22 protein-coding genes and 1 pseudogene are annotated in these 23,488 nt (G+C 70.0%); 8 read left to right on the top strand and 15 right to left on the bottom strand.

The genetic code is table 11. The features are described from left to right. Positions 1-39: 39 nt before the first annotated feature. The 5 genes from AB0H62_RS25005 to AB0H62_RS24985 form a co-directional block, all read right to left on the bottom strand. Complete coding sequence (locus AB0H62_RS25005; RefSeq protein WP_360588474.1) at positions 40-1,332, bottom strand: cytochrome P450; 1,293 nt, start codon at positions 1,330-1,332, stop codon at positions 40-42. A 28-nt stretch (positions 1,333-1,360) separates the two neighbouring features. Further along, complete coding sequence (locus AB0H62_RS25000) at positions 1,361-2,377, bottom strand: PDR/VanB family oxidoreductase (RefSeq protein ID WP_360588472.1); 1,017 nt, start codon at positions 2,375-2,377, stop codon at positions 1,361-1,363. A 263-nt stretch (positions 2,378-2,640) separates the two neighbouring features. Continuing rightward, positions 2,641-4,941 carry a LuxR C-terminal-related transcriptional regulator gene (locus tag AB0H62_RS24995; protein ID WP_360588470.1) on the bottom strand — a complete coding sequence of 767 codons (2,301 nt, stop codon included), beginning with the start codon at positions 4,939-4,941 and terminating at the stop codon, positions 2,641-2,643. Between the two features lie 114 nt (positions 4,942-5,055). Beyond that, positions 5,056-5,688 (bottom strand): MBL fold metallo-hydrolase, encoded by a 633-nt coding sequence (locus AB0H62_RS24990; protein ID WP_220246775.1) that lies wholly within the window; start codon positions 5,686-5,688, stop codon positions 5,056-5,058. Further along, complete coding sequence (locus tag AB0H62_RS24985; RefSeq protein WP_220246774.1) at positions 5,685-6,770, bottom strand: S-(hydroxymethyl)mycothiol dehydrogenase; 1,086 nt, start codon at positions 6,768-6,770, stop codon at positions 5,685-5,687. Before AB0H62_RS24985 ends, AB0H62_RS24990 begins: the two co-directional genes overlap by 4 nt. 152 nt (positions 6,771-6,922) lie before the next feature. Here AB0H62_RS24985 and AB0H62_RS24980 point away from each other — a divergent pair, with 152 nt between their 5' ends. Beyond that, positions 6,923-8,176 (top strand): LuxR C-terminal-related transcriptional regulator, encoded by a 1,254-nt coding sequence (locus AB0H62_RS24980; RefSeq protein WP_220247417.1) that lies wholly within the window; start codon positions 6,923-6,925, stop codon positions 8,174-8,176. Between the two features lie 63 nt (positions 8,177-8,239). Here the strand turns inward: AB0H62_RS24980 and AB0H62_RS24975 are convergent, their stop codons facing one another. Next, the gene (locus AB0H62_RS24975) at positions 8,240-8,866 is read right to left on the bottom strand and encodes an oxidoreductase C-terminal domain-containing protein (RefSeq protein ID WP_360588467.1); all 627 of its coding nucleotides are present in this window, start codon (positions 8,864-8,866) and stop codon (positions 8,240-8,242) included. 356 nt (positions 8,867-9,222) lie between these two features. Between AB0H62_RS24975 and AB0H62_RS24970 the strand changes: the two genes are divergently transcribed. Then, a complete protein-coding gene (locus tag AB0H62_RS24970) occupies positions 9,223-10,194 on the top strand; it encodes a hypothetical protein (RefSeq protein ID WP_360588465.1) in 972 nt (323 codons plus the stop codon). Here AB0H62_RS24970 and ligA read toward each other — a convergent pair. From ligA to AB0H62_RS24955, 3 genes are all read right to left on the bottom strand, one after another. Continuing rightward, on the bottom strand, positions 10,191-12,182 hold the full coding sequence (ligA, locus tag AB0H62_RS24965; protein ID WP_360588463.1) for an NAD-dependent DNA ligase LigA: 1,992 nt from the start codon (positions 12,180-12,182) through the stop codon (positions 10,191-10,193). The genes AB0H62_RS24970 and ligA overlap by 4 nt on opposite strands. A gap of 99 nt (positions 12,183-12,281) precedes the next feature. Next, the gene (locus AB0H62_RS24960) at positions 12,282-12,668 is read right to left on the bottom strand and encodes a hypothetical protein (RefSeq protein WP_360588461.1); all 387 of its coding nucleotides are present in this window, start codon (positions 12,666-12,668) and stop codon (positions 12,282-12,284) included. Between the two features lie 122 nt (positions 12,669-12,790). After that, positions 12,791-13,360, bottom strand: coding sequence for a hypothetical protein (locus AB0H62_RS24955; protein WP_360588459.1), 570 nt, complete (start codon positions 13,358-13,360; stop codon positions 12,791-12,793). 392 nt (positions 13,361-13,752) lie between these two features. Between AB0H62_RS24955 and AB0H62_RS24950 the strand changes: the two genes are divergently transcribed. The 3 genes from AB0H62_RS24950 to AB0H62_RS24940 all read left to right on the top strand — a co-directional run bounded on the left by AB0H62_RS24950 (position 13,753) and on the right by AB0H62_RS24940 (position 14,857). Beyond that, positions 13,753-14,088, top strand: a complete 336-nt coding sequence (locus AB0H62_RS24950) for a hypothetical protein (RefSeq protein ID WP_360588457.1) — start codon at positions 13,753-13,755, stop codon at positions 14,086-14,088. Positions 14,089-14,169: 81 nt separating this feature from the next. Further along, positions 14,170-14,577: a VOC family protein gene (locus AB0H62_RS24945; protein ID WP_220246767.1), complete on the top strand. Its 408-nt coding sequence runs from the start codon at positions 14,170-14,172 to the stop codon at positions 14,575-14,577. Between the two features lie 103 nt (positions 14,578-14,680). After that, complete coding sequence (locus AB0H62_RS24940) at positions 14,681-14,857, top strand: DUF1508 domain-containing protein (protein ID WP_220246766.1); 177 nt, start codon at positions 14,681-14,683, stop codon at positions 14,855-14,857. 69 nt (positions 14,858-14,926) lie between these two features. Here AB0H62_RS24940 and AB0H62_RS24935 read toward each other — a convergent pair whose 3' ends face one another. After that, on the bottom strand, positions 14,927-15,370 hold the full coding sequence (locus AB0H62_RS24935) for a nitroreductase family deazaflavin-dependent oxidoreductase (RefSeq protein ID WP_255638712.1): 444 nt from the start codon (positions 15,368-15,370) through the stop codon (positions 14,927-14,929). Positions 15,371-15,496: 126 nt separating this feature from the next. On the opposite strand from AB0H62_RS24935, the gene AB0H62_RS24930 reads away from it, so the two are divergent. Continuing rightward, positions 15,497-15,985: a MarR family transcriptional regulator gene (locus tag AB0H62_RS24930; protein WP_220246765.1), complete on the top strand. Its 489-nt coding sequence runs from the start codon at positions 15,497-15,499 to the stop codon at positions 15,983-15,985. Here AB0H62_RS24930 and AB0H62_RS24925 read toward each other — a convergent pair. Together AB0H62_RS24925 and AB0H62_RS24920 are read right to left on the bottom strand one after the other, a co-directional pair. Next, positions 15,982-18,825, bottom strand: a complete 2,844-nt coding sequence (locus AB0H62_RS24925; protein WP_360588453.1) for an AAA family ATPase — start codon at positions 18,823-18,825, stop codon at positions 15,982-15,984. The two genes, AB0H62_RS24930 and AB0H62_RS24925, sit on opposite strands and share 4 nt — an antisense overlap. 148 nt (positions 18,826-18,973) lie before the next feature. Continuing rightward, the gene (locus AB0H62_RS24920; protein WP_220246763.1) at positions 18,974-19,795 is read right to left on the bottom strand and encodes an alpha/beta hydrolase; all 822 of its coding nucleotides are present in this window, start codon (positions 19,793-19,795) and stop codon (positions 18,974-18,976) included. A 228-nt stretch (positions 19,796-20,023) separates the two neighbouring features. On the opposite strand from AB0H62_RS24920, the gene AB0H62_RS24915 reads away from it, so the two are divergent. Beyond that, positions 20,024-20,563, top strand: coding sequence for a carboxymuconolactone decarboxylase family protein (locus AB0H62_RS24915; protein WP_360588451.1), 540 nt, complete (start codon positions 20,024-20,026; stop codon positions 20,561-20,563). Positions 20,564-20,588: 25 nt separating this feature from the next. Here AB0H62_RS24915 and AB0H62_RS24910 read toward each other — a convergent pair whose 3' ends face one another. The 3 genes from AB0H62_RS24910 to AB0H62_RS24900 form a co-directional block, all read right to left on the bottom strand. Then, positions 20,589-21,758: a N(5)-(carboxyethyl)ornithine synthase gene (locus AB0H62_RS24910; protein ID WP_220246761.1), complete on the bottom strand. Its 1,170-nt coding sequence runs from the start codon at positions 21,756-21,758 to the stop codon at positions 20,589-20,591. 72 nt (positions 21,759-21,830) lie between these two features. After that, a complete protein-coding gene (locus AB0H62_RS24905; RefSeq protein ID WP_220246760.1) occupies positions 21,831-22,436 on the bottom strand; it encodes a dihydrofolate reductase family protein in 606 nt (201 codons plus the stop codon). Between the two features lie 123 nt (positions 22,437-22,559). Continuing rightward, positions 22,560-22,916, bottom strand: a complete 357-nt coding sequence (locus AB0H62_RS24900; RefSeq protein ID WP_255638711.1) for an alpha/beta hydrolase — start codon at positions 22,914-22,916, stop codon at positions 22,560-22,562. Positions 22,917-23,335: 419 nt separating this feature from the next. Here AB0H62_RS24900 and AB0H62_RS24895 point away from each other — a divergent pair. After that, positions 23,336-23,447: pseudogene (locus AB0H62_RS24895) on the top strand (DNA-binding response regulator); the annotation flags it as partial. Between the last annotated feature and the right edge of the window lie 41 nt (positions 23,448-23,488).

Here is a 23,488-nt window from a genome sequence, read left to right as displayed (position 1 = left end):
GAGTTCTTTCTCCGTTCGTCGTCGGACCGCGAACACCGGTCAGGTGAGGACGGGGTTCTTTTCGATGTCCCAGCTCACGTGCAGCGATTCCGGGCCCCGGAACGAGGTGTTGGGCACGTAGTGGAATTCCTGGTGGTCGAGAGTCATGTGCGGCAGGCGCCGCGTCAGCTCTTCGAGGTAGATGACCATCTCGAGCCGCGCGAGGTGGTTGCCGAGGCACATGTGCGTGCCGGCGCCGAACGCGATGTGCGCCTTGGCGTCCCGGTCGATGTCGAACCGTTCTGGCTCGTCGAACACCGCGTCGTCCTGGTTCGCCGACGCGATCACCATGAGGATCTTCGCTCCGGCGGGAATCGTCACTTCGCCGACGGGCACGTCTTCCTTCGCGATCCGGCGCCACGCGGCGACCGAAGGGTTGAGCCGCAAGCACTCCTCGACCGCGCCGGGGATCAGCGACGGCTGAGCGCACAGACGATCCCACTGGTCGCGGTTCCTCAGCAGCGTCACGACCGCGTTCGCGGTGGCGTTCGTCGTGGTTTCGTGGGCGGCCATCGCGCCGCCCATGACGTTCGTCTGCAGCCAGGTGTCGGAGATGACGTCCGGGTGTTCGCGCTGCATCTTGATCGCGTGGCCCAGCCAGCCGGGCGGGTCGTCGAGCTCCTTGAGCTTCCCGATGACGCGCTCACCCATCGCCCAGAACTGGCCCAGGCCGTCGGCGGCCCGCACCTGCTCCTCGGGGCTCGGCCGTCCCCAGACGAACTCCGTCATCGACGTGGCCAGCCTGCGCACGGTGTCGACGTCCTCTTCGGGAATCCCCAGGAACTGCAACGCGACCAGGCACGGGATGTCCCAGAGCATGTCGGCGATGAGATCGGCGTGGCCGCGCGCGACGAAGCGGTCGATGTAGTCGTTCGTCGTCTGGCGGATGTAGGGAGCGAGGGGGTCGATCCGGTCGGGCATGAACGCCGGAGCGTTCAGTCGGCGGTACTGCCGGTGCATCGGCGGGTCGGAATCCGCGAGAACGGGGCAGGGCGCGAAGTCGTATTTCTCGAGTTGCGCGCCCGCCGCCTCCGAAGGCGGCGTGACCGGCGTCAGCGTAATGGCCGCGGAGAACTTGTTGAACTGGCTGAAAACCGATTTGACGTCTTCGTGTCGCGTGACGACCCAATAGTCCGAGTCGTCGTTGTAGAACACCGGCTGTCTCTCGCGGGCCCAAGCCAGCGAGGCTCCGGGGTTCTCCTGGTATTCACGGTCGAAGAACGAGAAACCCGCGGCGGTGTGAGCGACCGGGCACCCGGTCGCCGGTTCGTTGCTGCTGACAGCGCTGTCCATGGGCAGCCTTCCTCTCTTCGGTGTGCGATCAGAGATCGAGCCGGATCTTCGGACACGCGGCTCGGCTGATGCAGATCATCAAGGTGCTGTTCTCTTCCTGCTCCTCAGGACTGAGAACCGAGTCGCGGTGGTCCGCGCGGCCCGACACGATGTTCGTTTCGCAGGTCCCGCACGTGCCTTCCGAACAGGAGAACGGTGCGGGAATGCCGGCCGCCCGCGCGACGCCGAGAATCGAATCGTCGGGCCCGACCGAAACGGTGATCCCGGTTCGCACGAATTCGACTTCGAAGTTGTCGAGAACGGTCTCTTCGAGCTGGGTCTTGGGAGTGAACCGCTCCAGGTGGATCTGGCCGGCGATTCCGAAGTCCGCGGCCATCGCCTCCACCGCGCACAGCAGACCCTCCGGGCCGCACACGTAAACCGCCGTACCCGGAAAGACTCCGGCCAGGATGCCCGCGAGATCGATGCGGCCGTGGGTGTCCTCCGGAACCAGGGTCACGCCGTCGCGGTGAGCCTGTTTCAGGTCGTCGGCGAACGCCATGTTGCCCCGGCTGCGGCCACCGTAGACCAAGGACCATTCGGCGCCCGCCCGATCGACCGACTCGATCATCGGCAGGATCGGAGTGATCCCGATTCCGCCGGCGATGAACAGGTACCCGGGCGCTTCGACGAGGCGGAAGTTGTTGCGTGGGCCCCGAACCGTGAGGCTTTCGCCTTCGCACACTTCCTGGTGGACGCGTGCGGAGCCGCCTCGGCCGTCCGGTTGGTGCAGCACGCTCACCTGCCACGCGCGAAGATCGCTCGGCTTGCCGCACAGGGAGTACTGCCGGACCAGGTCCGGTCCGAGGACGAGGTCGATGTGCGCCCCCGGCGTCCACGCGGGGAGGTCACGACCGTCGGCGGGGACGAGCGTCAGCTGCGTGATGGTGTCGGTGATCGGCGTTTTCGCCTTGACTTCCATCACAAGGTCGTCGTGCGCCTGGTTCTCGGGGTCCGCCCACCGGGGCTGTTGACCGGAGTGTCCGGCCTCGAACTGCGATGCCATGGGGACTCCTTCGGATTTCGCCGGGTGCCCCGACGTGTGCTTCGTTGCACCACCGCACGCCGGCGACTCGGCCGGTTCGTGCGTCGCTGACTGGCAGCCCTTGTAATCTCCGTCACTGTGGGACCACGCACATGGGGGAGATCACGGGAGGCGGTACGGAAGTTACGGACGTCCGTACTCGGATGACGCCGACGAAGCAGCTTTGACCTGCAAGGTCCAGTACTGCAACGGAATCCGCTCGCGCCGCGGCTTTCGCAGTCCGGTCAGAGGGACTGGGCGATGTACCAAGAAGCGATCTGGCTGCGCGAGCTGAACGCCAGGCGCGTCATGATGTTGTCGATGTGGCTCTCCACCGTGCGTGCGGAGATCACCAGAGCTGCCGCGATCTGCGGGCTGGTCAGCCCTTTCGAGATCAACGCCGCGATCTCCTGTTGGCGGCTGGTGAGCACGGGTGGTTCACCCTCGGAAGCCGACTCGGCGACCTGTTCCGCCAAGGCGTAGGCCATGATTCCCGTCGGAGATCGCTTTGCCCCGGCCTGCATGGCCGTGGTCAGTGCGCGGGACGGCATGGCCTGTTCGAGCTGAGCGAGACAGGCGGAGTGGTAGCCGGTGAGTTTCGGCCCGAACGCCACCAGCTCCGTCCCCGTGCGCTGCCAAAGGCTTCGAGACGCCCCGAGCAGCTGCGCCGCTCGCTCGCACTGACCGGTCGACCCCGCGATCCAGGCCAGAAGCTCGGTCATCAACGCGGTGCCCAGGGACGGATCGAAGTCGCGGTGATCGCGCAGCGCGTCGACCGCGGTCGTCTGCGCTGCGGCGCAGTCGCCTCGCAGCCAGTGGTCGAGACCTTGGCTCCACTTCAAGTAGGAGCGCGCCCACAGTTCGTTGCGCCGGTGGCACACGGCCAGCGCCGCCGTGCTGACGGCCAACGAGTCCGCGCTGCGGCCGGCGAGGGAAAGCGTGACGGCGTATTCGAAGGACGCCATGAGCCATTCCGGAGTCTCGTCGACCTCGGCCAGCTCTGGCAGCGCGACCTCGAAGTGGCTCTCGGCCTCGGCGAGGTCGCCGCGCAGCTGTGCGGCGAGTCCGCGCAGACCGCGGCACTGGGCCGCCGCGTCCGCCAGGTGGAGCCGCGTCGCCAGCGCTTCGCACTCGTCGAGGCGCTGCGCTGCCGCCTCCTGGTCACCTTGGAGCAGGCTGACCCTGGCGGCGACCCACAGCGCTTTCGCCCGAGCCGCCGTGGGCGCTCGCTCGCCCTCCGGCGCGTCGAGCGCTTCGTCGGCCCAGCTTCGGCCCTCGGCGATGTACCCGTCGGCGTACCAGCGGTAGCGCAGCCCGGCTACCAGCTCGAGCTGGTAGCCGCCGCCGGGGGAGGCGGCGTCGAACGCGGCGCGGAGGTTTTCGCGCTCGACACGCATCCACCTGGCCGAAGCGGCTTGCGCGGGCCCGCTCCACGAACGTTCCAGATCCTTGACCACGTCGAGGAAATACTGCCGGTGACGGACGCGGAAGCGCGCCGAGCCGCCCGTGAGCTCGAGTACCTCCGCGCCGTACGCCCGGATGGTCTCCAGCATCCGGAAGCGCCTCGACGATTCCTGATCCTCGACGTTCAGCACGGACTGGTTCACCAGGGAGCTCAAGAGATCGAGCGTGGGGCCGCCGTCGTCGCCGCACACGCCTTCGGCCGCGGTCAGGTCGAAACTGCCCGCGAACACGGAGAGGCGCGCCCACAGCCGACGTTCCGCTTCCGTGCAGAGGTCGAAACTCCAGTCCACGAGCGACCGGAGGGTCTGCTGGCGCGGCGCCGCCGATCGGCTGCCGATGGCGAGCAGCCCGAACCGGTCCGACAACCGGTCCAGGATCTGGTCGAGCGAAAGGATGCGCATCCGGGCGACCGCCAGCTCGATGGCCAGCGGAATTCCCTCCAGCTGAATGCACAACCGCGCTGCTGCCGCGGCATTGTGCTCGCCGAGGACGAACCCGGGGGACGCGGCCACGGCCCGTTCTTCGAGCAGCCGGATCGACTCGAACTGCGCCAGGGACTCGATGCTGACCTGCTCCGCGCCATCGGGAACGGTGAGCGGAGGTACCGGGTAGAGCAGCTCCTCCGTCACGGTCAGCGACGTGCGGGTGGTGACCAGGATCCGGGCCGAGGGCGCGTGCCGCAGTACTTCGTGGACCACCAGGGCGGCCCCGGCGAGGACGTGTTCGCAGTTGTCGAGGATGAGCAGGATCTCGCGATCGCGAAGGTAGTCGATCAGCTTCGCGGTGGCGTCGCGATTCGACTGGTCCGCGATCCCCAGCGCGTGGATGACCGCCGCCGGCACGTCGCCGCCGTCCGAGACGGACGCCAGTTCGACGAAGTACACGCCGTTTTCGAAAAGGTGGTTCATCTCGTCGGCGAACTGCAACGCCAGCCGGGTCTTGCCCACTCCCCCCGGACCGATCAAGCTCACGAGCCGCCCGGCCGACAGCCGGTCGCGGATTTCCTTGCGCTGCTGACGCCGGCCGACAAAGCTGGTCGCGGTGAAGGGAACGTTGCCACTGCGAGCTCTCGCCTTGGCCACGGCGCCTCCACGGGTCGGCAGAACGATCAGGCGCGCGCTGCCTGGTCGACGGTTCTGCCCATGATGAGTTCGAACCCGATGGGGGTCAACCTGCGCCGGCGGTGCTCGGCTCGCTCAGTGGCCGCGGGCGATCCACTCGTCCAGGTGCGGCGATTCTTCGCCGACCGACGTGCCGTCGCCGTGTCCGGTGTGGACTCGGGTGCCCTCCGGCAGGACCAGCAACCGGTCCCGGATCGACGAGATGATCGTCGGGAAGTCCGAGAACGAGCGGCCGGTCGCGCCGGGGCCGCCGGCGAACAGCGTGTCGCCGGTGAACAGGGCGCCGGCCTCCGGTAGGTGCAGGCAGATCGAGCCCGGTGAGTGCCCGGGCGTGTGGATGAACTCCAATGCGGTGCCCGCGACCGCGATGCGTTCTCCGTCCTCGGCGCGCCAGAACCGCTGCCCGGGATGGGTCAGCTCCCACAGCTCCCGGTCGGCCGGGTGCAGCAGGACCGGCGCGTGGAGGTGCTCCCCCAGCTGCGGGGCGACGGTGACGTGGTCGTTGTGGCCGTGGGTGCACACGATGCCGACGACGTGGCGGTCGCCGACCGCCTCGGTGATCGCCTTCTCGTCGTGCGCGGCGTCCACGACCACCACCTCGTCGTCGTCACCGACGAGCCAGACGTTGTTGTCGACGTCCCACGTGCCGCCGTCGAGCTCGAACACGCCCGAGGTCACGACGCGGTCGATCCGCAGCGCGCCGCTCACAGGATCACCACCGACCGCAGCACCTCGCCCGCGTGCATGGTGTGGAAGGCCTTTTCGACGTCGTCGAGGGAGATCCGCTCGGTGACGAACTTGTCCAGGGGCAGCCGGCCCTGGCGGTGCAGGTCGATCAGCATCGGGAAGTCGCGCTCCGGCAGGCAATCGCCGTACCAGGACGACTTCAGCGAGCCACCGCGGGCGAAGAAGTCCAGCAGCGGCATCTCCAGCCGCATGTCCGGGGTCGGGACGCCGACGAGCACCACGGTGCCGGCCAGGTCGCGCGCGTAGAACGCCTGCTGCCACGTCTCGGGGCGCCCGACCGCGTCGATCACGACGTCGGCGCCGAAGCCGCCGGTGAGCTCCTGGACGGCGGCGACCGCGTCGGTGTCCGAGGCGTTGACCGTGTGCGTCGCGCCGAGGTCCCGCGCCCAGGCGAGCTTCCGGTCGTCGCGGTCGACGGCGATGATAGTCGTCGCGCCGGCGAGGCGGGCGCCGGCGATCGCGGCGTCGCCCACTCCCCCGCAGCCGATGACCGCCACCGAGTCGCCGCGGCCCACGCCGCCGGTGTTGACCGCGGCGCCGAGCCCGGCCATCACGCCGCAGCCGAGCAGGCCGGCGACCGCCGGGTCCACGGTCGGGTCCACCTTCGTGCACTGCCCGGCGTGCACGAGGGTCTTGTCCGCGAACGCGCCGATGCCCAGCGCCGGGGTCAGCTCGGTGCCGTCGGTCAGCGTCATCCGCTGCGTCGCGTTGAACGTGTTGAAGCAGTACTGGGGGCGGCCGCGTTTGCACGCCCGGCACTGCCCGCAGACCGCGCGCCAGTTGAGGACCACGAAGTCCCCCGGCTGCACGGATTCCACCCCGGCACCGACGCTTTCCACGGTGCCGGCGGCCTCGTGGCCGAGCAGGAACGGGAACTCGTCGTTGATGCCACCTTCGCGGTAGGTCAGGTCGGTATGGCAGACGCCGCACGCCGCGATCGCGACGACCACTTCACCTGGGCCGGGGTCCGGGACCACGATGTCGGTCAGCTCGACCGCCGCGCCCTTCGACCGGGCGATCACCCCGCGCACCTGCTGTGGCATGCCCTGAAACCTCCGTTGGTGACCAGCCGAGGCATGCGTGGAAACGCATGCCTGACGCGACCCTAGAACGGGTGACCGCGGGTGCGACCTGGTCGTTGGTCGAGGGAAACCTGGTCTTCCGGCCAGGGTCGGCGGTCGTTATCGTGATCCCGGTGTCCGACCACATCGAGCTGACCGAGCTGCGGGAGGTCGTCGAGGGCCCGCTGCGCGAGATCGCCGCGAGGTTCTCGCGGTTTCTCGCCGACCGCTGGCCGCACCAGGCGCTCGTCATCTTCACCCTCGAGTGCACCGGGCGTCCGCGCAAAGTCGCCGGTGCCACGGCGATCACCGGGAAGATCACCATCGCCGAGCTCGAGCAGCTCAAAGCCGCCGTGCCGCACGACAGCCAGCTGACCACGCACGCCGGTCTGGGCGGCGCCGACCGGACCGTCTGGGCCGCTCTCGACGCCGGCGGCACCCTGCTCGCGCTCGTCCCGCGGTCCCCACGGGCGCGGTGCCCGCAGCCGGCGCTGCTGGGCGCGCTGTTCGGGATCGTCGCGACCTCCATCCGCCAGCAGGTCGAGCAGGCCAGCCCCGACTACCTGGCCGAATCCCGGGCGGCCTCGACCGAACGGGCCCGCACGATCGCAGAAATGGCCGCGGCCCACGAAACCGCGCTCGTCACGATCCTTACGGCGCTGCGCTCCACCCGTCTGGACGACCGCCCCGCCCGCCTCGCCGCGACCGACTCCGCTTCGGCCGCGCTGGTGGCCCTGCGCTCGGCGCAGACGTCCGACCTCGCCCTGTCCGAAGAGCCGGCCCATAGCGCGTTCACCAGGCTCCGCCGCGAAGTCCGGCAGATGCTCCGCCACCACGACGCGGAGCTGGAGTTCGTCACCCCGCCGAAAGACGCGCACCCGCTGCCCGGCGAAATCGCCCACGCGGCCCGCGCCATGACCTGCACGGCGGTGCTGGCCTTCACCACCCAGCCCGACCTGACCCGCCTGAGGGTCGCCTGGTCCACCGACACCACCACGCTCCACCTCGACATCCGCGACCGCGAATCCGGCCACCTCGACGCCGCCGGCCTCCGCCGCCAACTCGACGGCCGCGCGAAAACCCTGGGCGCCACCGTCGAGGTCGACGCCGTCCCCGGCTGGGGCAGCCGCGTCGCCATCGCCGTGCCGTTCGAGCCTGCCTCGGACCAGCCGGATGACGCCCTGCTGTCCACGCTCAACCGGCGTGAGCTGGAAGTCCTGCGGCTGGTGTCGAGGGGGCAGCGGAACAAGGCGATCGCTGAGGCTCTCGGCATCACGGAGAGCACGGTGAAGTTCCATGTGGCGGGGGTGTTGAAGAAGCTGGAAGTGAGTTCGCGGGGTGAGGCTGCCGCGCTCGCTTTGGCGGCGGGAATCGCCACTGCTGACTGATTGTGTGCGCCGATCGGTGACCGCGTGGTCGAGATCGGCCGGCCGTCGACACTTGCGAGCGGATCAACGGGACAGGAACGCGCGGGCCGCATCAGCGGCGTCAGCGAGGGTTTCCCTGGCCTTGATCATCCGACGGATCCGCAGGAAGACCCGCGGGGAGTTGACCGACAGAACCCCGGTGAGCGTGCCGCCCTCGCCGGTGAGGACGAGGAACGCGGGTTTCGGACCGTCGGCCTCGACGATCGGCACGCGTTGCGAACCCGGCCGTCCGGCGAACTGGATCGACGTGTCGTACTGGTCGTACCAGAAGTACGGGACCGAGGCGAACGGTCGCCGCTTGTCCTGCGCCGCGAGCAGGTTCCGGGCCGCCGCCGCGCCTTGCTCGGTCGCGTTGGACCAGGCCTCGACGCGCATGCGTGCGCCGGCCTTCGAACGCGAGGTAGGGCGGGGTGTCGAGCTCGTCGAACACGCACACCGGGCAGGTCCGGGACTGCCTCTCCGCGCGACGCAGCGCCGCAGCCGGGACGCGGCCGGGCCCAGGCGGCGCACGACCGTCGGCGCGTCCGAGGGCCGGGCCTCCCACGCGTCGGCGAGCAGGTCGAGCTCGTCCGCGGACAGTCCGTGGACGGCCGCGATGGGCGGAAGTGACGCCGGGAGCTCGGCGGGGAAGGTGCTTCGAGCAGTGGACATGACCACATCATCGGTCCGTCCGGGCCGCACCGGCAACAGCCATCGGCGCGTGGTCATGACCGGATCGGTCCTGATCCCGTTCGGGGGAAACACTTCCTGACCGTTGGGGCTGCGTGTTCCCGTGGGCTTGGTATGTCCACAGTGGCCGCCACCATGTCTGTCTCATATGGACGGACAACGCAGCGCCGTCACGCTCGGTATCACCGCCGCCGCTACGACGGGAAGACCGGGATCAGCGGGTTCGACCCTCGGTGAAGCGTGTCCGAAACGTTGCCGTCTCCGCCACTTGAAGCCGTAACGACCGGTCGTCGTCGCCGATGTTTTGCGGCGAGGTCAACGAGGTTGGGTGGTACACAGTGGACGATTACGACATCGAGAACCATCCGGACCTGATGGACCCGGACTGGCGGCGGCACGCCGAGAAGGAGGCGTGGGTCGATGTGCGGCGCAACCGAAGACGGGGGAAGTGGCTCAAGTGGCTGGTGACCTCGGCGATCGTGGTGGTCGTCGTGGTGGGGGCCGGGGCCGGGTTGTACGTGTGGGGGAAGTCGACGGCCGAGCAGAGCACGGATGCGGACGTCGGCGCGCCGGCGTCCTCCTCGGTCGTGACGACGGAGGCCGCGCCGACCGAGCTGCCGGAGGAAGGGCACGTCGATCTGACGCGGCCGTTCGAGGACACGCCGGCGCAGAACTGGGCCGAGGGGATCGCGGGGCTGACCATCCCGGCGGCGGCGAAGGTGGGCTCGTTCTCGGCGAAGCAGGTCGGGCAGGCCGAGGACCAGGTGAAGCAGGCGATCACCGTCGCGCAGTTCGACCCGGACACGCTGGATCGCCACAACCCGGCCAAGTACGTCGCGCTGATCGCGCCGGCAGAGAGGCCGGACATCCAGGCAGACCCGCGGGGTTACATGATCTTCCTGGCGGACGGCTATCACCTGCTGCCTGTCTCGCCGAGGATGACCGGGGCGATGACAGTGAAGGCGGGCCGGACCGGGGAGCTGCTGATCCACACGTCCTACGTCGTGGCCTACGCGTTCGACCCCGGCGACCACCCGGTCGACGGCCCCGGCGACCTGGTGCCCTTCGTCCGCGTCGACGCCGACTACGCGGTGCGCAGCGGATCCCAGTGGCAGGCGTCGAGCCGCGGGCTGACGGTGGACAAGACCAGCTCGTACTACGACAGCGTGGCGTGCACGAATGACGAGAAGCTCACGCCCGCGTTCAGCGAACGCGACTACTCCGGCACGTCCGTGTCGCCCGAGCCCGGTCGGTTCGACCCCAGCAAGCCGATGCCCACCCTGGACAACTGCCACAGCACCCCCGGCTAGACGACGCCGGCTTCGATCAGCTGTTGCCAGATCACGCCCTGGTCCACGACCTCGACACCGAGTTTCTCCGCCTTGGTGAGCTTGCTCGCCCCGACGTCGGCGCCGGTGATGAGGAAGTCGGTGCTCGCCGAGACCGACGACGCGGTGGTCGCGCCGGCCTGTTCGCACAGCCGTTGGAAGGTCGGGCGGGGGACTTTCTCGCCCGACCGCGGGTCGCTGATGCCGCCGGTGATCACGACCGTCTTGTCGGCCAGCGGCGCGCCGGCAGCCACGACCGGTGGGAGGTCTTCCTCCAGGACATCCAGCGATACGCCGCGCTCGCGCAGCCGCTCGAGCTCGGGCCGCAGCCGCGTGAGGTGCTCGATCAGCGACGCGGCGACCTTCGGCCCGATGTCCTCGACCGCCACGAGCCCGTCCTCACCGGCCTCGGCGACCGCCTCCAGCGAGCCGAAGCCCGCGCGGCACAGCCGGGCCGCGGTGCCTTCCGACGCCATCGGGATCGCGAGCCCGATCAACGCCCGCCGCAGACCGACCCGGCGGCTGGCGTCGATCGACTCGATCATGCGCGTGGCCGAGACCTCGCCGATGCGGTCGAACTCCAGGAGCCGTTCCTTGGTCAGCCGGTAGAAATCGGACGGGTGCTCCAGGATGCCCATCTCGGCCAGCCGTTCGATCCAGACGCCGCCGATGGCGTCGATGTCCGCGGCCGCGCGCGAAGCCCAGTGGATCAAGCGCCGCACGGTCTGGGCGGGGCAGGCGACGTTGGTGCAGAACAGTTCCCGGCTGTTGCCCTGCTCGGTCAGCGGCTGCTCGCACGACGGACACCGGGTGGGCGGAACGATGTCCCGCTCCGCGCCCGTGCGCTTCGACGCGTCGAGCACGCCGGCGACGAACGGGATCACGTCGCCCGCGCGGCGCACCAGCACCGTGTCGCCGATCTTGATGCCGCGGGCGCGGATGACCTCTTGGTTGGCCAGGGTCGCGCGGGTGACGGTCGTGCCGCCCACGAACACCGGCTCGAGCCACGCGACCGGGGCGATCTTGCCCGTCTTGCCGACGTCCCAGACCACATCGGACAGCACCGTGGTCTTCTCCTCGGCGGCGAACTTGAACGCCAGCGCGCCCCGCGGTGAGCTCGAACGCGTGCCGGCGGCCGCGTACGCGTCTCGATCGGCCAGGCGCAGGACGGCTCCGTCGAGGTCGTAGTCGAGGTCGTTGCGCTGCTGCTCGATCTTGGTGATCACCGCCTGCGCGGCCTCGGCGTCGGCGCACCGGCGCATGTCGGCGGCGGTGAAGCCGAGCGTCTGGAGGGCGCGGGCGAGGTCGGTGTCGGCGCTGTCGGGGTCGGTGTCCAGGTCGAAGGCGAAGAACCGCAGGCGCCGCTCCGCGACCGTCGCCGGGTCCTTCGCGCGCAGGGTGCCGGCGGCGGCGTTGCGCGGGTTGATCAGCGGTTTGTCGGGGTGGGCGATGTTGTAGGCCGCGAACGTGGACCGCAGCATCACCGCCTCCCCGCGCACCTCGACGCGGCCGGGGGCCTCGACTTTGTCGGGCACGCCGTCGGTCAGGGCCCGGACGAGGACGGTCACGTCGTCGCCGGTCGTCCCGTCGCCGCGGGTGACCGCGCGGGCCAGGCGGCCGTGCTCGTAGACGAGCGCCAGCGACAGACCGTCCAGCTTCGGCATCACCACGACTGGTTGCCCGGGGAAGCGGTCGAAGAACGCCGCCACCTGCTCGGGCTTCGTCGCCTTCTCCAACGACAACATGGGCCGCGAATGCCGGATCGGCGCGTGCAACACCGCCGGCGCGCCCACCTGCTCCAGCGGGTTCGGGTCGGGCGCCAGCGCCGGGTTGGCCTCGATCAACCCCCGCAACTCGTCCTCGACCACGTCGTACTCCGCGTCCGCCACCACCGGCGAGCCCCGGTAGTACGCGTCGCGCAGCACCACGATCTGATCGGCGAGTTCCTGAATCCGCTTCCGAGCATCCACGGCTGAGGACGCTACCGGGGCGCACCGACAGAAGTGACGCTGTGGCTGGTCACGGCCAGGGTGATTTTTTCGCCGGCGAAGGGGCCCGCCGGGGCCACGTCAGTACCGGGCCAGGGCCTGCGCGATCGGGCCCGAGGCGGGCACGCGAAACCACCACCATCCCCGACCGGCGAGGTCGATGTTCGCGACCTTCGCCATCCGGTCGCCGGAGTCTTCGACGGTGAAGGACCGGAACAGGTCGTCGGCCGAAGTGACGTCCGGACGGACCCGATCGGCGAGCCCGGGCTCGAGGCCGGCGAGCGCGTCCTCGACGAAGTCGCGCATGAACAGCGCGGCGGCCAGGTCGTGTTCGGTCCACACAGTGTGGTCGGTTGGCGGCAGCGTGCGATCGCTGTCGAGCTTCTCGACGTGGAGGAACCAGGCTTTCGCCCAGCGCAGGGCATCGTGGTCGTCGCCCGGCCCGGACTTGTTCTCGACGATATCCATCCCTTGACATCGTTCCAGGGAGCGACTCGGCGATCGACAGATTTATGGTGGCAAGGCGTTCTTGACGCCCGAAACAATGACGTGGCGGGATCCGTACCGGGCGGCGAGTACATTGTGGACCCTCATCTCACCTTCTTCCGCGACACAGGAACCGCCGGCCAGTACGGCAGAAGCCAGTGCAGCAGCAGCCCGGACAGAGCCGAGACCGTCACGGCCCCCGCCGAGCCGAAGATCGTGAACTGCTCGTCCACCTTGATGCCGGCCGATGTGGTGATCACCCAGCCCAGGCACCACAGCACGGGCATCGCGACGGCCCAGGCCCAGCGGTGGCGCGCGGCCGGGGGCAGGGCGGCCAGCTGCGCGGCGCCCAGCAGTACGCCGGTGAAGGCGCCCATGATCGCGAGGTCGGCAGGTGAAGTTCCGTAGTCGACAGCGGCCGCGCCGATAAACAGACCCGCGCCCATGCCGACGGTGGTGGCGGGGATCCAGCGCAGTGGGTCGAGCCGACGGCGGCTGACGAGGGCCTGGCCGGTGCCGACGACCAGTCCGGTCACCGCGCCGCCGAAAAGCGCGGCCAACGGGCTGTCGACCCGGCCGACGACGGCGCCGCCCGCCACGCCGCCGAGGGGGAAGGCGAGGAACCCGACCGTCCAGAGCACCCACGTCGCGAGGAACGAGTTACGCGGCATCATCGGCATCTCCCCTGATCAGCAGCATGGTCACCCCGAGCGCGGCCACCCACAGCCCCCAGGCCACGCTGCCGAGCAGCCCCGCCAGGTCCCAGACCGGGAAGCCGGGCACTGCCGTGGCTGAGGCGGGTGGTCGTACCCGCGGTGGTGAGTGCCATGCCGGCCCCCTCTGGGCGCGATGTGGACGCTGCCGGATCACGGTACGTGGCGGAGTCCCTGGTCGAGGTCACTCACGGAGACGGCCGAAGTGCGCGAGAACAACGGTGTGGAACCTCGCGGCTGTGGCGGAATTGCAGGACGAGGGCGGCATCCGTGCGCACGAGGTGGGTGCGCGCTCAGTGCCGGTCACCGCCACAAAGCCGGAGTTTTCACGGCGGCCGCAGTAGGGTTCGGTCGTGCGCGAAGACAACGTCCGGAGTGAGCGAGTCGCGAAGATCGTGATCACGGTCCTGGGCGGATTCCTGGTCGCGCTGGGAGTCGCCGCCGCGGCGGGGCTTGTGTTCCTGATGGCCTTGGCGCAGAGCAATCGTGACTTCGCCGGTTCCGGGGGACTGTTCACGACGTTCGGCCTCGCGGCAGCGTGGACGATCCTGGGCGGGGCAGCGGCGATCCGGGCCTCCCGGCGGGCGCGCACCCGGGCGATCTGGCTGACGGGTCTCCCCTGCCTCGCACTCGGTGCGGTGCCGGCCGCTGTCGTCGCGGTCGACGTGTTGTTCCTCATTCCTGGCTGACGTTCACGAACGAGGACCGAGGCTGTCCGCGATTGGTTCTAGCGTCGGCCAGGTCTGAAAGCAGCAGTGGGAAGGAACCCAGTGAACTTCGCATCCCTACGGATCATCACCGGCGACGTCGGGCGGCTCGTCGCGTTCTACGAGCGGGTCAGCGGACACGCGGCAAGGTGGAGCACGCCCGATTTCGCCGAGGTGGGATTTCCCTCGTGCACGTTGGCGATCGGGAGTACGCGCACGGTCGGACTGTTCGGGGCCGGGTCGGCGGAGGCCGGGGTGAACCGGTCGGTGATCGTCGAGTTCATCGTGGACGATGTGGACGCGCGGTATGCCGAGTTGAGTGAGTGGCTGGAGGAAGTGGTGACCCCGCCGACGACGATGCCGTGGGGGAATCGCGCCTTGTTGTTCCGCGATCCCGACGGGAATCTCGTCAACATTTTCACGCCGGTCACCGAGGAGGCCGTCGCGAAGTTCGTTGCGGTGTCACGGTAGGCCCCGGTCACCTACCCGAGCGAAGCCGGCGACGCAACCCGCACGGCCCACGAGCCGGGGTTACCGTCGAAAGTGATGGACCGCAGCGAGCAGGGAGGTCGTCATGGCCGGAAAGTTCGAGGTATACCAAGACAAGGCTGGAAAATTCCGGTTCCGCCTCAAGGCCGGCAACGGTGAGATCGTCGCCACGGGTGAAGCGTACGAAAGCAAAAAGGCGGCGAAGGCCGGATGTGAAGCGGTTCAGCGCGCGGCGGCCGGTGCGGCTGTCGTCGACGCGTGAGCGAGCCGGATGGTCTGTCCTTTTCAGACCGACCACCCGGCTCGCCCAACCCCCGGCACACAAGAAAGATCAGGCGGGTTCGACGCGGAACACCGCGATCCGGTCGGCCGACTCGGCCACCGCGTCCGGCGAAGCGGCCCCGGCCAGCCCTGTGGTCACGAAGCGTTTGCCCACGCTCGCGGGACTTGTGGCGACCAGTTGACGCAGCAGCGGACGACGGTCCTCCACCGGGACCTCGACCAGCCGCGCCGTCAGGGCTTTTCGGCCTCTCGTGAGCGTCACGGTGTCCGCGGCGCGTGCGTTGGCGACCCACGCCGCTTTCGGGAAGGCCTGGAAAATGTAGCGGCCGCCGCTGAGTTCGTTGACGGCGATGGGGAACGTGCGCGGCTGCCCGGTGCGCCGGCCCTTCACGGTGAGCAGCTGCATCGGCCCGAACGCGATCCCCCCGCGCTGGAGTCCGACGATGATCTTGTTGATGGTGTTGGTCATCCGGCGGTAGCTGTCTGTGCTCATGCTGCCGATGGTACTCCAAGCTGTACGAGAACGATATAATATCGAACACGTATATCACCAGGACGCCGGCGCAGCTTCGGCCGCGATACCCTATGGATTCCATACGAACCAAGAGGGGACGGCGGCATGAGTCCAGCCCCCGACCGGGCCACGGCACGGCGGCGACGGCAGCTGACGACGTCGGTCAAGGACGCCGTCCGCGACCTGAACATCCAGCTGTCGCTGCTCAACCGGCGCTTCGGCAGCCGTGTGGAGCTGCGTGATGTCGACTGGACCTGCCTCGACTTCATCAACCGCCACGGCCCGCTGTCGCCGACCGAGCTCGCGCGCCGCGCCGGGCTGCACCCCGCGACGCTGACCGGCATCCTGGACCGCCTGCAGAAGGGCGGCTGGATCGTCCGCGAGCGCGACCCCGAGTCGGCCGACCGCCGCGCCGTGACGCTACGGGGGGTGCGCGAACGCAACGCCGAGCTGTTCCAGGTCTTCTCCGGCATGAACACGCGTATGGACGACCTCTGCGACCGCTACACCGACGCCGAGCTCGAGGTGATCGCCGACTTTCTCCGCCGAACGTCTACGGCTGGGGAGGATTCAGCTGAGGAGCTGGCGCCCTAGAGCGTTTTGTCCTTGCGTACCACCAGGTTCGCGAGCTGGACGCGCGAATGGACGTCCAGCTTGCCGAACACCGCGCGCAAGTGGGTGCTGATCGTGCTGGGCGACAGGACGAGTTCTTCGGCGGCGGAGCGGTTGGTGTGGCCGTCGGCGATGAGGACGGCGACGCGGCGTTCCATGTCGGTGAGGGCGTCCCAGCCGGTGCCAGGACGTTGCGGGACCGCGGCCCAGCGGCGGCGGCGGACACCGGCGGCTTGGAGGATGCGCTGCACGCGGGTGGCGGAGGCCGTGGCGCCGAGTTCTGCGTAGCGATCGCGGGCGGTGTCCAGGGCGGCGATGGCTGCCGGGCGATCGTCGGTGTCGAGGACGAAGCGGCCGAATTCCTCGTCGGCACGGGCGGACAGTAGCGCTCTTGGGCTGTCCTGCAGCGTTTTCCTGGCAACGGCGAAGTCTGCTGTGGACAGAGCTTGGACCAGGAGGTGGGCTCCTGCGAGGCCGCGGACGTCCGGGTTGCGCTCGGCCAGGTCGGCGAGGAGGGCGGCGCTCGCGTGCACGGTCTCGGTGTCGCCCCGGTGGTGGGCCGTGCAGGCAGCGGCCACGAGCCAGTCTTCGGGCCAGAGGGCGCCGTGGGTACGGACCGCGGCGACGATCTCGGCGGCGCCGCGGGGGTCGCCGTCGGCGTCGGCGAGGAGAGCGCGGGCGAGGGTCGTCTCGGGGCTGACGTGGGTCCGAGCCTCGGCGTTGTCGCCGCGCAGGAGGGCCAGGATTGCGAGGAGCTCGCGCAGCTGTGGTTCGTACGTCCGGTTGTGCAGCTCCGCCATGAGTTCGGCGGCGGTGGCGGCTGCGCTCGCGGCTTTGTTGACGCGACCGGCGCCGAGGGCGAGCTGGGCACGGATCAGGGCGAGTTGCGGGGCTTGCCAGGAGTCGGCGAAGAGGGTTTCGTCGCCGAGGCCACGCAGAGCTCGGTCGATGTCGTCGGTGCGGGCCAGGGCGATCATCTCGCGCGCGGCCAATTGCCCGGTTTCCGGCGCGCCGTAGCCGGTCACGCCCTGGGCTGCGACTCGGGCCGCGGCGAAAAGGGCGTGCGCGCGGCGTCGGTCTTCGGCTCGCCCTGCGAGCTGCGCGGCGGCGGTGGTCGTGAGGACGGCGGCGATCGGGTCATCCGCGGTGGTGGCGGTTTCGGCGATCGGGCCAGCTGCTGCCGCCACGGCGCCGCGCTGGGCGACCGCGGCGCCCGCGATCGGATCGCCGCCCGGCTGGGTCGCGGTCCCCGAAGCGGCCGGATCCGAGCCGCGGTGGGTGTTCGAGGCACCATCCGGCGCCGACGACAGGCCCGCGGCGAGGGCGCGGTAGCCCGCCAAGCGCGCGTCCAGCTCCGGCACCCCCGACGGCTCGCGCGAGCGGTCCGCCAGCTCGTCCACCTGCCCGGTCGCCCAGAGGCGGGGCAGCAGCAGGAGCCGGACGCGAGCGTGCAGGTCGGCGGGGAGGGGGGCGGCGAGCAGCAGGTCGGCGAACCGCGTGGCCTCCGCGTATTGGTGGGCCGAGCCCAGGATCGCGACCGTCTCCGCGCCGATCTCGCCCCAGGCGGGGTCGTCGCCGTTGGTGAGGGCGAAGGCTTCGCGGATGAAGGTGACCGAGGTGACCGCCATTTTGGCCAGCACCTCGTACGCCGCGCGGCGCAGGACGTCCGCGGCGGCCGCGTCGCCGCGGGTGGCGGTGGCGAGGACGTGCGGGGCGGCGGCCGCGTAGCCGCGGCCCCCGGCGAGGAGGCGGTCGGCGAACGCGCGGTGCATGGCGTGCCGGCTGGAGGGCGGCAGGTCCTCGTAGACGGCGTCGCGCAGCAGTTCGTGGCGGAAGTGGACGGTGGTGCCGTCGTCGGCGAGGAGTCCGGCGTCGATGGCCTCGATGAGGGGCTCGGTCAACACACTCAACGACGCTGAGCCGAGCAGGGCCGCGGCGTCGGACAGCAGGAAGCTCGGGCCGACGACGGCCGCGATGCGCATGAGCTCCCGGCAGGGTGCCGAGGTGGCGGCCAACCTTCGACGCACGCCTTCGAGGAGGCCGGACGGCACCCGCGAACCCCCGCCCGAAGCGGCGCCGGGTTCGAACAGGCCCTCCAGCAGCTGCACGGTCAGGAACGGGTTGCCGCGCGCCCCGGTGAGGCGGCGCAGCACGTCGGCGTCCGGGGCGGCGCCGAGCCGGTCGGCGGCGACGGCGAGCACGGCGTCGCGGCTCAGCGGGGTGAGCTCGACCGTGGTCACGGGCAGGTCGGGCGCGGCCGCCTCGGCGACCTTCTCCGCCGGGCCGCCGCCGGGCACCGGACGCGACGCCAGCACCCACGCGATCGGCGTCACGAGCAGCCGCTTCGGCAGCACGCGCAGCGCGAAGCCGGTGAGGGGGTCGCACCACTGCGCGTCGTCGATCGCGAGGAGCACGGGGCCGTCCTGCTGTTCGACGAGCGTCGCCAGCCGTTCGACGAGCCACAGCGGCTGCTCGTGCAGGCCCGCCAGGTCCATGAAGTCCGCCGACCCGATCAGCGGCGCGACGCCGAACCGCAGCGCCGGCCCGAGCGAGGCGAGCGGGGTGACGCGATCGTCCTCGTGGGCCGCGCTGTGGGCCGTACGGAACCCCAGCCGCCCGGCCTGCTCCACGACGGTCCGCAGCAGCGCGGTCTTCCCGATCCCCGGCTCACCGCTGAGCACGATCACGGCGGGGCGCCCGCGTTGCACGGTCCGCAGCGCTTCGAGCACCAGGCCGAGTTCGGCGGAACGGCCACGCAGCGTGTGTCCGGATCGAACGTCCGATCCGGACAGTGTGCTCGTCCTCGGGTACTCCCCCGTCACGGCCTCGACCATACGCGGGGCGGCATGGCGACGAGTTTTCGTCCTGGTTGCGACCACAGAGCTGATCGAACGACCGGAAAACCCGGTCCGAACGGCCAAACCCGCGGCGGCCCGGCAAAACGGGCCACCGCGAGCGAACCGAAGACGGTCAGCGGGCGGCGCGCTCGATGACCTGGGTGACCTCGGTGGGGTGGGAGGTCGGCAGGTCGTGGGCCGAGTTGACGGTGTAGACGGTGGCGCCGGCGCGTTGGGCTTCCCAGCGTTCGGCCGCGGGCGGGATGGCCTTGTCCTGGGCGGCGACGATGGCGTACACCGGGATGCCCGTGGGGACTCCGGCGGCGGCCGGCTCACCGAGCGCGCTGGAGTTGATGGGGCGCTGGGTTGCGGCGTCGACGGCGGCGTCGGTGGTGGAGCGGTCGCCGGCGAACAGCGAGCGGAAGCTTTCGGGCTTGACGTAGGTGTCGCTGGCGCCGCCGGGGTAGTTCACCGTGTAGGTGGTGTCCGGGCCGAGCAGCGAACCCGGGAACTGGGCGAGCAGCTGCCCGGCGCTTTCGCCGGCCTTCGGGATGAACGCGGCGGTGTAGACCAGCGCCTTGACCTGCGCTGGGTCCTGCGCGGCGACCTCGGTGATCAGGTTGCCGCCGAAGGAGTGGCCGACGAGCACGACCGGTCCCGTGACGCTGCGGACGATCGTGGTCAGGTAGGCCGCGTCGGAGGCGACCCCGCGCAGCGGCACAGCGGGCGCGATCGCCTGGTAGCCGGCGCGGCGGAGCTGGGTGATCTCGCCGGTCCAGCTTGCCGACTCCTCGAACGCGCCGGAGACCAGCACGATGGTGGGCTTGGCCTTGTGGCTGTCGGCAACGGCTGCGTGCGCGGGCTGCGCCGGGTCCGCCGACGCCGTGGTGACGATGACCCCGCCCAGGGCGAGGGCGCCGGCCGCGGCCGCGGCGGTGATCTTCCATCGGTTCATCGTTGTGCTCCTCGAGTGCGTTTTCGCTGGTCTGGGGCACAGCCAACCGCGAACGCGGCGGCACCGGCATCGGACGAACACAGGAGATCCACCTGACGACCACCCACGTCGGCGCAGCGAGAGTGCACCCATTTCTCACGCGAACGCAGGAGATCGACTCGACGCGGTGGGCGACCGGGTTTCGCGCCGGTTGACTCCGAGGCATCCGCACTCACGAGGGAGTCGACAATGCCCAACCTGCCCCTTCTCGACAAGACCACCGCGCCCGGTCCCGCCGCCGATCTGCTGGCCCAGGCCGAAAAGAAGCTCGGCCGGCTGCCCAACAGCTTCAGGGCCATGGCCAACAGCCCCGCCTTGCTGCAGGCCTACCTCGGCCTGTCGGGTGCCCTCGCCGGCGGCACCCTCCCGGCCGGCGTGCGCGACCAGCTCGCGCTCACCGTCGCCCAGTACAACGGCTGCTCCTACTGCCTGTCCGCCCACAGCTACCTCGGCGAGCACGTCGCGAAGGTCTCGCCGGACGAGCTCGAGCGGGCCCGCCACGCGACGTCGGCGGACCCGCACACCGCGGCCGTGCTCGGGCTGGCCGACGCGATCGTGCGCACTCGGGGACACGTCGGCGCGGAGGTCCTCGACAAGGCCCGCGCCGACGGGGTCACGGACAGCGAGATCGCCGAGATCGTCGGCCAGGTCGCGTTGAACGTGCTGACCAACTACTTCAACGTCCTGTCCGATGTGGACATCGACTGGCCGGTCGTCGTCACCGTTTGATCCACTCTGGACAGTCGGCCCCGGACTACCCCGCGGTGAGACTCTGGGGCCGGCTGTGCGGGTAGGCGTCGGCGCGGTTCTGGAAGGTGAGGATGGCGGGGTTCTGGATCACGCCGTCCTCGATCTCGACGGCCCTCCGCAGGGTTTCGTTCGCCGTCCGCGCGTTGGCGCCGCCCAGCACCGCCCGCAGGTACGGCAGCAGTGCCTCGCTGATCTCCCAGGTGGCCGAGTTCCACAGGTAGGACGGGCTGTGGTCCACCGCGTAGTACGTGACGTCGTCGCCGACCACGAACGTCGGCTGCGTGAACGTGGTCGGGCGGGCCCAGCTGAACCCCATGCCCAGGTCGCACGACACGTCGATGATCAGGCTGCCCCGCGCGAACGCGGCGAGGTCCTCGTCGATCAGGAACGTCAGCGGCGCGGCGGTGTCCTGCAGCACGCAGTTGACCACGATGTCGTGTCCGGCCAGGAAATCCGCCAGCGGCACCGCGCCCTCCGGGGTGAGCGCGTGGCTGCGGCGGAGGTCGCCGGTGTCGGTGACGTCGTGGTCCAGGTGCACCATCGTCGCCGAGTGGATGGGCGAGCCGACGGCCGTGACGCCGCGGTGGGTGAGCACGTGGACGTCGTGCACGCCCAGCGCGTTGAGCGCGGTCACCGACCCGCGTGCCGTCGCACCGAACCCGATCACGACCGCGCGCAGGCGCCGGCCGTAGTCGCCGGTCGAGCCGGCGAGGTGCATGGCGTGCAGCACCGAGCTGTAGCCGGCGAGCTCGTTGTTCTTGTGGAACACGTGCAGGCCGAACGACCCGTCACGGCCCCAGTGGTTCATCGCCTCGAACGCGAGCACCGTCAGCCGTCTGTCGACGGCCAGCTGCGTCAGTTGCTCGTCCTGCACACAGTGCGGCCAGCCCCACAACACCTGCCCGGACCGCAACTCCGCGACATCCCTCCAGAGCGGCTTCGCCAGCAGCACGACGTCGGTCTCCGCGATGAGCTCTTCCCTCGACCTCAGCCCCCCGACCAACGCGGCCAGCTCCGCGTCCGGCACACCGAACCGCTCCCCGTACCCGTGCTCGACGAAGATGTTCTTCCGGAGATCGGCGTCGATCCGGCCGAAATGCCGAGGATGAATCGGCAACCGCCGTTCGTTCTCTTTCCGTGATCGCGCGATGACGCCGAGAGATAACTGGTGCACAAGGGCCCCTTTGGTAGACCCCAGTCTTAACACAGTTTTTGCGCCTGCGGGCAACGCCGCCGGTGGCGAGGATCAGCGGACGACCTCGTAGTGCAGGTGGGTCACGCCGGGCGCCGGGACGACCTCGATCAGGCGCAGGTTCACGTGCGCCGGCAGCTCGTGGAAGAACGGGCGGCCTCTGCCCAGCAGGATCGGCACCTGGTGAAGCACGACCTCGTCGACGAGCCCGGCGGCGAGGGCCGAGCTGGCGAGTGCTCCGCCCATCACGCCGACGTCCTTGCTGCCGGCGATCTCCCGCCCGGCGGCGATGGCGTCCGCGATACCGGTGGTCACCAACGTCTGCGCCTCGCTGATCTCGGGCACGTCGTGGTGGCTGACGACGACCAGCGGCGCCGTCGGGTGGGGGCTGCCGCCGCTGAAGTGGCTGGAGTGTTCGTAGGTCGTCCGGCCGGCGACGGCGGCGCCCAGGCGGGAGGCCAGCCCGTCGAAGAAGCGGGCGCTCGGTTCGCTCAGCCTGAAGCCGTCGAACGTGGTGCTCTGCGTGTCGCCGTCGGAGTACCAGTCGAAGAGCATGGCAGCGTCGCCGAGGCCGCGGCCGAACTCGGCCTGGCCTTCAGGCGTGTGGCCGCTGAGGTAACCGTCGACCGAGACGGCGTGGGCGGTGATGACCTTGCTCATGGCGGTCTCCTTCGGTCCGGGACTGCCCATTCTGCCCAGCTCAGAGCCGGTGCCGCCACGGAAAACCCGTGGCGGCACCGGCGGGGCGGGCCAGGGCCGACCCCCGAGAAGGCCCCGGCGAAGCTACTCGGCCAACCGCGTCTGCACCTTCGAAACAGCATCGGCCTGCGAAGGAGTTACCTGTCGCGCCGAAGCCACCTCCGCGCCACAAAACTTGTCCGCCGCCGGGCGCGTGCCGTCCACCAGGAACTGGGTCACGGCGTTGTAGCCGCAGCCGTTGAGCGTCGGCAGCCAGACTCCGTGGCCGCCTTGGTCGACGATGACCATGCGCGCGCGGTCGCCGAAGAGGCGGCGGGTCTCCAGCGCGCCGGACAGCGGCGTGCCCGGGTCGCGGGTGTTGTTGACCAGCAGCAGTTCGACGGACCCTGGTCGCTGAAGCGCACCGGCTTCTCGAGCGGCGCGCTGGGCCAGGAGGCGCACGGCCAGACGTTCGCCACGGCGGCCCCGAACAGCGGGTGCCGAACGCGGTCCGTCGCGACGTCGCGCTGGTAGGTGTCGATCGAGCGCGGCCACGCGTTGTCGCCGCAGACCACGGAGATCATGGTGCTCTTCTGGCTCTGCAAGTCGGTTTCCCCGCCCTCGGGCGCGGGCAGCGGGCCGGCCTCGCCGTTCTGCAGGCCCTGCCACAGCTGCGCCAGCGTGGGGAAGCTGGAGTTGCTGTACACCAAGGAGAAGCTGCTCTGCCGGAACACAGAACCGTCCAGCGTCCCGAGCGGTTGCCGATCGAGCTGCGTGGCGAGGCGGTTGGGCCCAGGACCACGCGGTGCAGCTGCTCGACCTCCAAGCCGGCCCGACGCGGCTCGACGATGTCTTCCGCGCCCTCGGCAGCTCGTGAACCCTTGAGAGAAGGACGTTTCCGTGCGCAACTACCTGTCGAACGCGGTGCAGAAGACGCAGACCCGGACGCGGCACGAAGCCGCCCGCTACGCGCGTGAGCACGACTGGCTCTAGCGTCCGTCCACTGCGGACCTGAAACAAGCAGACACAAAGAA

This window comes from Amycolatopsis sp. NPDC050768 (assembly GCF_040654155.1).
Lineage (GTDB): Bacteria > Actinomycetota > Actinomycetes > Mycobacteriales > Pseudonocardiaceae > Amycolatopsis.
This window is presented reverse-complemented; position numbering and strand designations above follow the sequence as displayed.